Below are 12,372 nucleotides of genomic sequence, written 5' to 3' on the forward strand. Positions count from 1 at the left end.
TTCTAGAGCCAACAGCTTATGAGCGATACCCCCAAGGACCCTGGTAAAAACCCTAGGCCGGGCGACAGCTATGTGCAGTCGTTCGCCCGCGGACTGGAAGTGATCCGCTCCTTCAGCGCCGCCGCGCCGCAGCAGACACTGAGCGAGGTGGCGGCCTCCTCGGGCCTGACGCGCGCGGGCGCCCGCCGCATCCTGCTCACGCTGCAGACACTGGGCTACGTGGAAAGCGACGGGCGGCTGTTCCGCCTCACGCCGCGCATCCTGGACCTGGGGTTCGCCTATCTCTCGTCCATGCCCATCTGGGACCTGGCGGAGCCGTCCATGGAAGCGCTGGCCGGCGAGGTGCACGAGTCGTGCTCGGCCGCCGTGCTGGACGGGCACGACATCGTCTATGTGCTGCGCATCCACACCCACAAGATCATGAGCACCAACCTCGGCGTGGGCTCGCGCCTGCCCGCGTTCTGGACCTCCATGGGCCGCATGCTGCTGGCCGGCCTGCCCGACGAGCGCGTCATCGCACTCATGCACGACCTGCCGCGCAAGCGCTTCACCCCGCGCACCGTGGTGGAGGACGCGGAACTGCTCGCCCGCGTGCAGACCGCCCGCGCGCAGGGCTGGTGCCTGATCGACCAGGAGCTGGAGGAAGGGCTGATCTCCGTCGCCGCCCCGCTGCGCGACCGCGCCGGCCGCACGGTGGCCGCGCTCAACATCAGCGGGCAGGCCAACCGCACCAGCGCGAAGGTGATGCAGCGCGACCTGCTGCCCGTGCTGCTGCGCACGGCCGACACCATCTCGCGGTTGCTGGGCACGCGGCGCGGCTGAGCCGCGCCTCCATCCGCCAGGCCAGGCAGCGCCTATCACGCTCCTGGTCCCGGTCACGACCTGCACCGGCGCGCAGCTTCGCATGCCTCGCACCTGCTTCGCCGCTCATGCCGCTTCCGATGATGGATATGCAAAAGATGTGCATAACCAACGGGAGCGCCATCATGCAGATCTCATCCACCGCAAGCACCACTGATCCATCCACCCTATCGCCTCCCCCGGCGGCATGGCTGCGCGAAGCTGCCCGCCGGTTCGGCGAAACGGAAGGCGCGGAGCCTTTCTCCGAGTCGCGCTCCTTCGAACAGGACGGCATCCGCTACAGCCCCCTGCGGATCGAGGACGCCCCGCGGGAGCGCTGGGTTCTGGTGGCGTCGCAGCCCTGCCCTGCCAGCGTGGAAGAGCCCGTCTGGACCAGCCTGCTGCTGCACCTCAACGCACCGGCCATGGCGCTCGGGTCCGTCGGCATCGGCCTGGATCGCACCGGACGCGCCGTGGTCGTGCACGGCGTGCCCCCGTCGCATGTCGGCGATGCGGCCCTGCTGGCCCAGGATCTGTTCCAGCTCAGCTACTTCAGCGGCATGCTGCGGGAAAGCGCGCTCGGGGTGCAGCACCACCTGCCCTCGATGATCGAAGCGCATGCTCTGCGCCAGGCCGGGAGCGCGTCCGGGCCGGAAGCCGCGCCACCGGAGATGCCGCCGCTGCCGCCGGGCCTCGAAGCCACCGTGCAGGCACAGGCCGGTGCGGACTGGCACCGCTCCCTCCTCCGGCAGGCTCTGGACGAGCTGGGCGCCGCGGCCTCCGGCACCCCCGACCTCCCGCTGGGCTCCATCGCCCGGCTGCAGGGCAAGGACATCCAGATCGCGGCCTGCGGCGATGGCCGCACGCTGCTGCTGTCGGCACCGCTGGACCGTGCGCTGGCCGACAGCGCCGGGCGCACCGCTGCGCTGCAGGCCAACGTGGAGCTGATGTTGATCGCCGGCTGCGCGCTGAGCCTCTCCCCCGAAGGCACGTTCGTACAGACACGCTGGGACTCCGCGGGCATGGATGGCACCGATCTGGCCGTCCAGCTGGATGGATTCGCCGCCCTGGCCGCCAGCATGGACGCCCCCCCTGCCTCCATGCAATGAAACCCGACGAACGGAGCCTCCCATGCTGAAAAACACCACCGCCTCGCCGAGCACCTCGTCGCCCCAGCACCTGCTGACCTCCCCGGGCAAGGAGACGCAGCCCACCAGCAGCCAGCCGACGTCACCCATCGTCCGCTCAGGCAGCCAGCGCCTGCCGGAGATGGAACTGCAACGCTTCGCACGGCCGGATGCGCAGGCATCCACCTCCGCCGCGGCATCGTCCAGCAGGCCCCCGCGCAACGATGCGCCCCGGGCCCCGGTGCGCGAAATGTCCCTGCGCTACATGGCCGACGTGGAAGCCCAGACCGACACGCCCGTCCCGGGAAGGGGAGCGCGGCTCCTGCAGCAGGGCAGGCATCTGGCCTCCGGGGCCCGGAATCTGGCGCAGAGTTCGATGAGCCAGGTAAGGAGCGGCGCGGCCGCGGGCGCCGCATACGCCGGACAGGCCGCCACGGCGGCCAGGGACAAAGCCGTGCAGGGCTACCACTACACGGCAGCGAAGGCACAGCAGGGCTGGCAGGCCACGAGCGAGTTCACCCGGCAAAGCGCGCAGGACCTCGTGGGCGACCGGCTCCCCAGCCGCGCGGCCGTGGGCGCCTTCACCGGCCACACGGTGCAGCAGTTGCTGACCTGCGGGATTCCCACCTTCTCCCGCGAATACGCGATGCTGCAGATCTACCGTGGCATCGTGAACTCCAAATTCGCCCAGGATAACCCCTTCGCCGTCGTCGGCATGCAGACCGCCGTGTCGATGGCGGCCGTGCTGGCGCACGCGAAACTGCGCCATGCGCGCATGGACCGGGATCCGGAAGCCGCGGTCAAGGGGCATTTCGGCCTCACGAACGCGCAGTGGGACGCCATGTCCCCGCAGGACAAGGCAAGGCACAAGGAGATCCAGCAGGCGGATTCGCGGCGCGTGACGGCGAACCAGGTCATCGCCGAGACCGGCAACTTCATCATGGGCGCCACCGCCGCGGCCGGCGGGGATCCCGGCGTGTCGGCGCGCGTGCTCGCCACCCAGGTGCGCAACATCATCTATGCCGCCATGCGCGAACTGATGCAGGCCAGCCTCAAATTCGTCGATACCCGCGGTCCCGGCACCAGCGGCGTGAACGATGCCAACATGAGCTCCATGGCGGCGGTGTACACGTTGATGACCATGGGCGCCAGCACGGCCTCGGACGGCGTGGTCGGCGCGGTGCTGAACGCGCGCTCCGTCAGCCTCAGCGGCCTGCAGTTCCAGGTGGCGGACACGAACAACCCGGTCAACGATCCGCAACTGGAGAACGCGGCCCTCGTGTCCCTGGTCCGCGGGCTCTTCAATACCTCGGTGGAAGTGATCGACGCGGGCGTGGGCAAGCACTACGAGACGAAGCAGGTGGGCGCGCAGCAGGTGTGGAACTCGGGCAGCAAGCTGCCCATGAAGGACCACGACCGCATCCTGGACCACTCCGTCGCGCGGTTCTCCTGGAACCAGTTCGCGGGCATGGCCAACCTCGCGGTGCAGCAGGTCGCCAGGGCCACCGGCCTCAACAGGGCAGCCCCCGCGCTGACCTCGTTCCTCGGCGTCGGCACGACAGCCGCCGCCTTCGGCCTGGCCTACCGCAACACGAACCAGACCTACCAGGCCCACGCCAGGGTGCGCTCCGCCGTGGCGAACGCGCAGGCGCCCGCCGCCCCGGCGACGGCGCCTGCGCCGGACGGCGGCTCTCAGGCGGTGGCGTCCGGCGCAGGCCACGCCACGCAGGCGCGGCAGCGCCATGCCGCAGTACCGGAGATCGAAGAGCCCGCGGACGACAGTGCCGCCCTGCCCCCGCACGGCGGTCAGGCCCGGCCCACGGCCTGATCGGCACCGCGCAGGGACGATGCCGCCGTGCTACGCTGCACGGCATCATGTTCAATCCCACGCAAGCGGACGTGCGCCGCTTTTTCTGCGCGGTGCATGCCAAGGCCCAGGCAGGCCAGCCGATGGAAGCCATCGAGACCCTGGCCAGCCTCTGGATCGCGGAACACCCCGAATACCACGAGGAACTCTCCGACGTGGACGCGGCCCTGGCGCGCGACTACGACCGCACGCCCGGCCGCACCAACCCCTTCCTGCACCTGTCCATGCACCTCTCGATCAGCGAGCAGTGCAGCATCGACCAGCCGCGCGGCATCCGCCAGGCGGTGGAACTGCTCGCCGCGCGCCTCGGGTCACTGCAGGAGGCGCACCATGCCGCCATGGAATGCCTGGGCAGCATGCTCTGGGAGAGCCAGCGCTCGGGTCGCCCTCCCGATGGCGACGCCTACGTGGCCTGCGTGCAGCGCCGGGCCACCCGCGACTGAATCCGCATCCCGGCGGTAGCTATAATAAAAATAGCAAACACCCGAAGACGACCACGGCAGGCCCACCATGAACCGACGACCTCCGGCACGCCGGGAACATGGTTTCGAAGGGCGGTGCTGAAGTGCAGCGCTGGCGCCTGTCGCTGCGCACGGCCATCGCCGTTCCGTTCGCGGCACTCTTCATCGGCACCGTGGCATTGCAGGCGGTCACCCAGCACCGCCAGATCGATGCGCTGATCGACCAGGAAAGCGTACGCCTGCTCGACGCCGTGACGCACACGGCCAGCGACCGGCTCCTGCATTTCCTGGCCACGCCGTTCCGGGTCCAGCGCAGCGTCGCGGACGCGATCGGCCGCCATGGCCTCTACCATGCGGGCGACCTGCGCCCGATCCACGAATACCTGCGCGCCATCCTGGACGCCATCTATGCCGACGAGCGGCAGATCGGCCTGCTGGGCTTCGGCGGGCGCGAGGGCGAATACGCCGGCATCCGGCGCGAGGACGACGGCCGCCTGCGGCTGATCCTGCAGGACCGCAGCACCCACGGCCGGCTGCAGGTGTACGGGCTGGGCAGCAACAACTCGGTCATCGCCTCGCAGGAGGACTACGACCCGCGCGGCCGCCCGTGGTACGCCCCCGTGGCCGCCTCGGGCCAGGCGCGCTGGTCGGAGATCTACACCAGCGCGGGCGAGCGCGGCGACGTGATGATCGCCGCCTCGTCCCCGGTCGTGTCCGACGGTGAACCCGTGGGCGTGGTGCAGGCCGAGGTACGGCTCGACACGCTGCAGCGCTTCCTGGGCAACGAACCCCTGCTGGGCCATGGACACATCTTCGTGATCGATGCCGAAGACCGGCTCGTCGCGCAGTCCGGGGAAGGCAGCGTGACGCTGCCCATGGCACCCGGCAGCCGCCAGTACGGCCGGCGGCTCGCCAGCCAGAGCACCAGCGAGGCGGTGCGCGCCGCGGCCCGTTTCCTGCCCGCGGGCACCCAGGACGAGGGCGCCGCGGCATTCAGCTACCCCCTGGACGGCCAGCGCTACTTCGCCCGCGTGACACCGTTCACCCAGGTGCCCGGCCTGAACTGGCGCATCGTGGTCGCGCTGCCCGAGGCCGACCTGCTCGGCGACACGCGCGCGGCCTCCCGCCGGCTGCTGCTCGCCACCGCCGCCATCGCGGCGTTCGGCCTGCTGCTGGGGCTGTGGGCCATCCAGCGCATCGCCGCCCCGATCCTGCTCACGGCCCGGGCCGCGCAGCGCATGGCCCGCGGCGACTGGGACACCGAGCTGCGCATCACCAGCCCGCTGCGCGAGACCGGGGCACTGGTGCAGGCCTTCAACGACATGGCCGGCCGGCTGCGCCATTCGTTCGAGCAATTGCACCGGCAACTGCTGGGCGATCCGCTGACCGGCCTGCTCACGCGCCGCGGCCTCCTGGAGAAAGCCGACTGGCCCCACCCCCAGCGGGCCGTGCTGGTGCTGGCGGGCATCGACGCCTTCCGCGCGGTGAACGACAGCATGGGGCTGGACACGGGCGACCGGCTGCTGCAGGCGGCGGCGGACCGGATGCGCGGCTCGCTGCCCGCGCCGGCGTTCGCCGCGCGGCTGGGCGGCGATGAATTCGCGCTCCTGTACCTGGCCAGCGAGGCAGCCCCGCCGGCCGATGCCGGGCGCGCCATCCAGGACATCTTCGCCCAGCCTTTTTCGGTCGGCGAGGACGAAGTGCAGCTGACCGTCTCCGTGGGGACCGTGTCCGGCACGCTGCCGGCCGGCCGGCTGGCGGACTGGCTGCGCAACGCGAGCAGTGCGCTCGGCGAGGCCAAGCGGATGGGCCGTGGCCAGTGCGTGCCCTTCACCCCGGACATGATGGAGCGCTCCCTGGAGCGCGTGCGCCTGGCTTCCGAGCTGCGGCAGGCCCTGGAGCGCGGCCAGTTCGTGCTGCACTACCAGCCGGTCGTGGAACTCTCCTCCGGCCGCACCATCGGCGCCGAGGCCCTGGTCCGCTGGGAGAGCCCCACGCGCGGCATGGTGCCGCCCGGCGTGTTCATCCCCGTGGCGGAAGCCTCCGATTTGATCCTGGGCCTCGGCGAATGGGTGCTGCGCGAGGCCACGCACGCCATCGCCGGGCAGCTGCCGCAGTTGCCGGACGGCTTCGACATCCACGTCAACGTCTCGGCGCGGCAGCTCATCCAGTCCGATTTCCAGGACACCCTCAAGCAGATCCTGCAGGACAGCGGACTGCCGCCGGGGCACCTGACGCTGGAGCTCACCGAATCGGTCCTGCTGGAGGACGACGGCGTGACCCGCGCGCGGCTGGCGGCGATCCGCGCGCTGGGCGTGAAGATCGCCATCGACGACTTCGGCACCGGCTACTCCTCGCTGGCCTACCTGGGCCGGCTGCCGTTCGATTGCCTGAAGGTGGACCAGCGCTTCGTGCGCAACCTGCTGCACTCGCCGCAGGACGAAGCCATCGTGACCGCCGTGCTCAGCATGGCCCGGGGCTTCGCCGTCACGGTGGTGGCCGAAGGCGTGGAAACCGCGGAAGAGGCCGACCGCCTGCGGTCCATGGGCTGCGCGAGTGCCCAGGGCTACCACTTCGGGCGACCGGCACCGCTGGAGCACCTGCGCCTCGCCACCCCCATCTGACCGGCACCGCGGCCTCATCCGCCGCAATTAATCAGCGGCATTTTCCCGAAAAAGGAAATGGGTAAATACCCTGGAATATGCGCCCAGGGCGCGAAATTCAGCGGAAGCGCGATTGCGGCACCACCTGCAATTCACCGTCGAGCGAACCCAGATACCCGGACAGGGCCTTGAGCTCGGCATTGGAGAACTGCTTGGCGATGCCCGCCATGATCGCGTTGGAGCGGCCCACGGTGGCCGCGGCGGGCCCGCCCGTCTTGTAGGCCTTGAGCGCGGCGAACAGGTAGTCGGGGTGCTGGCCCGCGATCTTCGGGTACGACGGATCGATGGGCTTGGAGAAGTTCTCCCCGTGGCAGGACACGCAGGCGCCCCTCTGAAGCAGCTGCGCCACCTGGGCGCCCGGCTCGCGCGAGGGCTTGGCGGGCGCGCCGCCCTGACGGGCCTGGCCGGCGTAGTAGGCGGCCACGTCGGCGATGTCCTGGTCGGAGAGCGAATCGGCGATGCCGCGCATGGTGGGATGCCTGCGGTCGCCCTTCTTGTAGGCCTGCAGCGCCGAAGCGATGTAGCCGGCGTTCTGGCCCGAGATCATCGGTACCTTGTACACCTCGGGGAAGCTCGCCTGGTAGCCCGGAATGCCGTGGCAGCCGATGCACATGGCGATCTTGCCCTCCCCGGCCTTGGCGTCTCCCTTGACGTCCTGGGCATGCGCCACCGCGGTCACGCAAGCGACAGCGACGGCGAATATCGTGGTCAACTTCTTGTTCATTTTGCGCGCACAATCCAATGGAGTTTGTCGGTGCTCGGGGGCCAAAATGATTATAGCCAGCGCCCCTTCCGGCCATTTATCAACGATTACCCTCACCGCCCGCACGCACGCCCATGAAATTCCAAGGCTCCGAAAGTTATGTCGCCACGCCGGATCTCAAGCTCGCGGTGAACGCGGCCATCACCCTGCAGCGCCCGCTGCTGGTCAAGGGCGAGCCGGGCACCGGCAAGACCCTGCTGGCCGAGGAGGTGGCGCGCACCCTGGGGCTGCCGCTGCTGCAGTGGCACATCAAGTCCACCACCAAGGCCCAGCAGGGCCTCTACGAATACGACGCCGTGAGCCGGCTGCGAGACAGCCAGCTGGGCGACGCCGAGAGCGGCGAGCGCGTGAAGGACATCCGCAACTACATCGTGCAGGGCGTGCTCTGGCAGGCCTTCACCGCCGACCAGCCCGTGGCGCTGCTGATCGACGAGATCGACAAGGCCGACATCGAATTCCCCAACGACCTGCTGCGCGAACTCGACCGCATGGAGTTCCACTGCTACGAGACGCGCGAGCTCATCCGGGCGAAGCACCGCCCGCTGGTCTTCATCACCTCCAACAACGAGAAGGAGCTGCCCGACGCCTTCCTGCGCCGCTGCTTCTTCCACTACATCCGCTTCCCCGACGCGGACACCATGCGCCAGATCGTCGCCGTGCACTTCCCCACGCTCAAGAGCGAACTGCTCACCGCGGCGATGAAGACCTTCTACGACGTGCGCAACCTGCCGGGCCTCAAGAAGAAGCCCTCCACCAGCGAGCTGATCGACTGGCTCAAGCTGCTGGTGGCGGAAGACATTCCCCTCTCGGCCCTGCAGAGCGCGGACGACAAGGTCTCCATCCCGCCGCTCGTGGGCGCCCTGCTCAAGAACGAACAGGACGTGAGCCTGTTCGAGAAGCTGGTGTTCATGAACCAGCGCAACCGCTGACCCGGGCGGACGCCATGGCCTTCGTCGAACCCGTCATCCTGCAGGACCGCGGCGTCCGCCTGGAGCCGCTCGCGCTCACCCACGAAGCGGGCCTCGCCGCCGCGGCGGCCGACGGCCAGCTGTGGACGCTGCGCGTCACCTCCGTGCCCGAGCCTGCCAACACCCGCGCCTACATCGAGACCGCGCTGGAAGGCCGTGCCCAGGGCCACCGCTTCGCCTTCGCGGTCATCGAAGCAGCCAGCGGCGAGGTGCTGGGCACCACCAGCTACCACGACATCCTGCCCGCCGTGAAGCGCGTGGAGATCGGCTGGACGTGGTACGCCCGGCGCGTGCAGCGCACCCACGTCAACACCACCGCCAAGCTGCTCATGATGGGCCATGCGTTCGACACGCTCGGCTGCCACGTCGTGGGCTGGCGCACCGACAACTTCAACTTCGCGTCGCAGCGTGCCATCGAGCGGCTGGGCGCGAAAAAGGACGGCGTGCTCCGCGGCCACGCGCTGCGGCGCGACGGCACCATCCGCGACACGGTGATGTACAGCCTGCGCGCCGGCGAGTGGCCGGAGACGAAGGCCCACCTGCTCCATCTGCTGGAGCGGCACGGCGCGGCCGCGGCCTGACCCGCGAAGGAAGCGCCCCATGCTGATCGACTTCTTCTACGCGCTGCGCGCCGGCCAGCTGCCGGTATCTGTCAAGGAATACCTCGCCCTGCTGGAGGCGCTGCAGGCGGGCGTCGTCGGCCCGAAGTCCGAAGACGGCTGGAGCATCGACGACTTCTACCACCTCGCGCGCACCATCCTGGTCAAGGACGAGAAGCACTTCGACAAGTTCGACCGCGCGTTCGGCGCCTACTTCAAGGGCGTCGAGATGGTGGCCGACTTCCGCAAGGAGGTGCCCGCCGACTGGCTGCGCCAGATCCTGGAGCGCGAACTCACGCCCGAGCAGAAGGCCGCCATCGGGAAGATGGGCTGGGACGAACTCATGGAAACGCTCAAGAAACGCCTGGAAGAGCAGAAGGAGCGCCACGAGGGCGGCAGCAAGTGGATCGGCACCGGCGGCACCAGCCCCTACGGCCACGGCGGCTACAACCCCCAGGGCGTGCGCATCGGCGGCGCCGGAAAGAACAAGAGCGCCGTGAAGGTGTGGGAGCAGCGCGCCTACCGCGACTACGACGACACCCAGGAACTGGGCACCCGCAACATCAAGGTCGCCCTGCGGCGGCTGCGGCGCTTCGCGCGCGAGGGCAACGACCTGGAACTGGACCTGCCGGACACCATCCGCAGCACGGCCGCCAATGCCGGATACCTCGACATCAAGATGGTGCCCGAGCGCCACAACAACGTGAAGGTGCTGCTGCTCATGGACGTGGGCGGCACCATGGACGAGCACGTGCAGCGCGTGGAAGAACTGTTCTCGGCAGTCAAGAGCGAGTTCAAGCACCTGGAGTTCTACTACTTCCACAACTGCGTGTACGACTACATGTGGAAGAACAACCGGCGCCGCTTCGCGGAGAAGTTCCCGACCTGGGACATCATCCGCAAGTACAACCGCGACTACAAGCTGATCTTCGTGGGCGATGCGACCATGAGCCCCTACGAGATCGTGCAGCCCGGCGGCAGCGTCGAATACCACAACGAGGAGCCCGGCGCGGAGTGGCTGCAACGGCTCACCCACGCCTTCCCGAAACACGCCTGGATCAACCCCGAACCGCAGGGTGTATGGCAGTACCGGCAAAGTATCGGCCTCATCCTACAGTTGCTGGGGGGGCGGATGTACCCTTTGTCCCTCAAAGGGCTCGAGGAGACCATGCGGCTGCTGTCAAAATAAACTTCATGCCCAGCCTGACTACAGCGCCGGCCCGTTGGCCGGCGTTGCTGCTTCTGAGTCTCGTGGCGCTCCAGGGCTGCAGCCTGCTGCCCGGCGCCCGCGACAAGGCGGACAGCGACGACAACACCGCCACCATCGCCTCCGATACCGGGGAAGCCGCCAGCGGCGCAGATGCCTTCACGCTCGATGTGCGAGGCCCCGACGCCGTGCGCGAACTGCTCGAGCGGCACATGGAGCTGCAACGCTTCCGCAAGCTGCCCGACCTGCAGTCCAGCGAACTCTCGCGCCTGCTCGGCGCGGCCGACGCCAATGCCCGCGAACTGCTGGGCACCATGGGCTACTTCAGCCCCACGCTCACCATCGCGCTGAAAGAAACTCCCGGCGGCCCCGCACCCCGGTCCATCACCGTGGACGTGGAGCCCGGCCCGCGCACCCAGGTCGCCGCGGCCGACATCGCCTTCACAGGCCCCGAGGCCGAATCGCCGGGCTTCGCGCGCCGCAAGGAGCGCATCCAGCGCTCCTGGTCGCTGCAGCCCGGCCAGCCCTTCACGCAGGGCGCCTGGGACGGCGCCAAGGCCGACGGCCTGCGCCAGCTGCAGGTCCGCCGCTATCCCACGGCGCGCATCGACGCCAGCCGTGCGGAGATCGACGCCGACCGCAGCGAGGCCAGGCTGAGCGTGACCTACGCCCCGGGCCCGCCCTACCGCTTCGGCGCGCTGCGCGTGCAGGGCGCGCACCGCTACGACCCCGACGGCGCGCGCCGCATCGCGCGCCTGCCCACGGGCTCGGACTACTCCGAGAAGGAACTGCTGGACGCGCAGGCGCGCCTGGCCAGCAGCGGCTACTACGACGCGGTGTTCCTCGCCCTCGACACCGACGGCACCGATCCGCAGGCCGCGCCCGTCACCGCCCAGGTGCGCGAGGCGCCGCTGCAGAAGGTGGTGTTCGGCGTCGGCATCTCCACCGACACCGGTGCGCGCCTGAGCGTGGACCACATCCACAACCGCCTGCCCGGCATCGGCTGGCGCGCCGTGAGCAAGGTCACCATCGACCAGAAGACGCGCCTGCTGTCCACCGAATGGACGGCCCTGCCCGAAGAGAGCGGCTGGCGCTGGTTCGGCGGTGCGCAGGTGCAGCGCGAGGAAACCGGCAGCTACGACACCGACAGCGTGCGCCTGCGCGGCGGCCGCACGAAAAGCACCGGGCACATCGACCGCAGCTATTTCCTGCAGTACGACGACTCCAAGAGCCGCGGCCCGTCGGCGCCGCCCTCGAGCAACGCCATCAGCGCCAACTACGGCTGGACGGGCCGCTATTTCAACAACGACACCTCGCCCACCCGCGGCTACGGCCTCGCGGCCGAACTGGGCGTGGGCACCACGCTGCGGCCCGAGCGCGATCCGTTCGTGCGCACGCGCGTGCGCTGGCAGTCCTTCGTGCCCCTGGGCCGCGTGGACATGGGCGAGGGCATCGTGCGCTCCAGCCGCCTCTCGCTGCGCGCCGAGGGCGGCGCGGTGATCGCCCGCCAGGGCGCGGACATCCCGGTCACCCAGCTGTTCCTCACGGGTGGCGACACCACCGTGCGCGGCTACGGCTACCGCAAGATCGGCGCGCGCACCGAGAACGACACCCTCTACGGCGGCCGCTACCTCGCCGTGGGCAGCGTGGAATGGCAGCGCCCCATCACCCTGCGCGGCAACCGCACCGACTTCGAGAGCGCCGTGTTCGTGGATGCCGGCGCCGTGGCCGACCGCTGGGGCGACTTCGATCCGCGCGTCGGCGTGGGCGCCGGGCTGCGCTGGCGCAGCCCCGTGGGCCCGCTGCAGGCCGACATCGCCTACGGCGTGCAGGCCAAGGCCCTGCGGCTGCACCTGCGCCTGGGCTTCAGCTTCTGA

The 12,372-nt window shown here is 69.6% G+C and carries 10 protein-coding genes; 9 read left to right on the forward strand and 1 reads right to left on the reverse strand.

Annotated elements, in window-relative coordinates:
- Positions 1-18: 18 nt before the first annotated feature.
- From ACAV_RS19050 to ACAV_RS19070, 5 genes are all read left to right on the forward strand, one after another.
- The gene (locus ACAV_RS19050; RefSeq protein WP_013596213.1) at positions 19-822 is read left to right on the forward strand and encodes an IclR family transcriptional regulator; all 804 of its coding nucleotides are present in this window, start codon (positions 19-21) and stop codon (positions 820-822) included.
- Between the two features lie 164 nt (positions 823-986).
- Complete coding sequence (locus ACAV_RS19055; RefSeq protein ID WP_244875487.1) at positions 987-1,949, forward strand: type III secretion system chaperone; 963 nt, start codon at positions 987-989, stop codon at positions 1,947-1,949.
- A 22-nt stretch (positions 1,950-1,971) separates the two neighbouring features.
- Complete coding sequence (locus ACAV_RS19060; RefSeq protein ID WP_013596215.1) at positions 1,972-3,795, forward strand: hypothetical protein; 1,824 nt, start codon at positions 1,972-1,974, stop codon at positions 3,793-3,795.
- 47 nt (positions 3,796-3,842) lie between these two features.
- Positions 3,843-4,277: a DUF1841 family protein gene (locus tag ACAV_RS19065; protein WP_013596216.1), complete on the forward strand. Its 435-nt coding sequence runs from the start codon at positions 3,843-3,845 to the stop codon at positions 4,275-4,277.
- Between the two features lie 98 nt (positions 4,278-4,375).
- Complete coding sequence (locus tag ACAV_RS19070; RefSeq protein ID WP_013596217.1) at positions 4,376-6,919, forward strand: bifunctional diguanylate cyclase/phosphodiesterase; 2,544 nt, start codon at positions 4,376-4,378, stop codon at positions 6,917-6,919.
- A gap of 97 nt (positions 6,920-7,016) precedes the next feature.
- Here ACAV_RS19070 and ACAV_RS19075 read toward each other — a convergent pair whose 3' ends face one another.
- Positions 7,017-7,682 carry a c-type cytochrome gene (locus tag ACAV_RS19075; RefSeq protein WP_013596218.1) on the reverse strand — a complete coding sequence of 222 codons (666 nt, stop codon included), beginning with the start codon at positions 7,680-7,682 and terminating at the stop codon, positions 7,017-7,019.
- Between the two features lie 113 nt (positions 7,683-7,795).
- Between ACAV_RS19075 and ACAV_RS19080 the strand changes: the two genes are divergently transcribed.
- Genes ACAV_RS19080 through ACAV_RS19095 form a run of 4 tightly spaced genes read left to right on the forward strand, consistent with a single transcriptional unit; the run spans position 7,796 to position 12,372 of the window.
- Complete coding sequence (locus tag ACAV_RS19080) at positions 7,796-8,650, forward strand: AAA family ATPase (RefSeq protein WP_013596219.1); 855 nt, start codon at positions 7,796-7,798, stop codon at positions 8,648-8,650.
- Positions 8,651-8,664: 14 nt separating this feature from the next.
- Positions 8,665-9,270, forward strand: coding sequence for a GNAT family N-acetyltransferase (locus tag ACAV_RS19085; protein WP_013596220.1), 606 nt, complete (start codon positions 8,665-8,667; stop codon positions 9,268-9,270).
- Positions 9,271-9,289: 19 nt separating this feature from the next.
- Positions 9,290-10,477 carry a vWA domain-containing protein gene (locus ACAV_RS19090; RefSeq protein WP_013596221.1) on the forward strand — a complete coding sequence of 396 codons (1,188 nt, stop codon included), beginning with the start codon at positions 9,290-9,292 and terminating at the stop codon, positions 10,475-10,477.
- Positions 10,478-10,482: 5 nt separating this feature from the next.
- The gene (locus tag ACAV_RS19095) at positions 10,483-12,372 is read left to right on the forward strand and encodes an autotransporter assembly complex protein TamA (RefSeq protein ID WP_013596222.1); all 1,890 of its coding nucleotides are present in this window, start codon (positions 10,483-10,485) and stop codon (positions 12,370-12,372) included.

It is taken from the genome of Paracidovorax avenae ATCC 19860 (assembly GCF_000176855.2).
In the GTDB taxonomy this organism is placed as follows: domain Bacteria; phylum Pseudomonadota; class Gammaproteobacteria; order Burkholderiales; family Burkholderiaceae_C; genus Paracidovorax; species Paracidovorax avenae.

Bases quoted from the DNA above. Each gene is read 5' to 3' on its own strand.
- ACAV_RS19050 (WP_013596213.1), top strand. From the start codon at position 19: ATGAGCGATACCCCCAAGGACCCTGGTAAAAACCCTAGGCCGGGCGAC.
- ACAV_RS19055 (WP_244875487.1), top strand. From the start codon at position 987: ATGCAGATCTCATCCACCGCAAGCACCACTGATCCATCCACCCTATCG.
- ACAV_RS19060 (WP_013596215.1), top strand. From the start codon at position 1,972: ATGCTGAAAAACACCACCGCCTCGCCGAGCACCTCGTCGCCCCAGCAC.
- ACAV_RS19065 (WP_013596216.1), top strand. From the start codon at position 3,843: ATGTTCAATCCCACGCAAGCGGACGTGCGCCGCTTTTTCTGCGCGGTG.
- ACAV_RS19070 (WP_013596217.1), top strand. From the start codon at position 4,376: ATGGTTTCGAAGGGCGGTGCTGAAGTGCAGCGCTGGCGCCTGTCGCTG.
- ACAV_RS19075 (WP_013596218.1), bottom strand. From the start codon at position 7,682: ATGAACAAGAAGTTGACCACGATATTCGCCGTCGCTGTCGCTTGCGTG.
- ACAV_RS19080 (WP_013596219.1), top strand. From the start codon at position 7,796: ATGAAATTCCAAGGCTCCGAAAGTTATGTCGCCACGCCGGATCTCAAG.
- ACAV_RS19085 (WP_013596220.1), top strand. From the start codon at position 8,665: ATGGCCTTCGTCGAACCCGTCATCCTGCAGGACCGCGGCGTCCGCCTG.
- ACAV_RS19090 (WP_013596221.1), top strand. From the start codon at position 9,290: ATGCTGATCGACTTCTTCTACGCGCTGCGCGCCGGCCAGCTGCCGGTA.
- ACAV_RS19095 (WP_013596222.1), top strand. From the start codon at position 10,483: ATGCCCAGCCTGACTACAGCGCCGGCCCGTTGGCCGGCGTTGCTGCTT.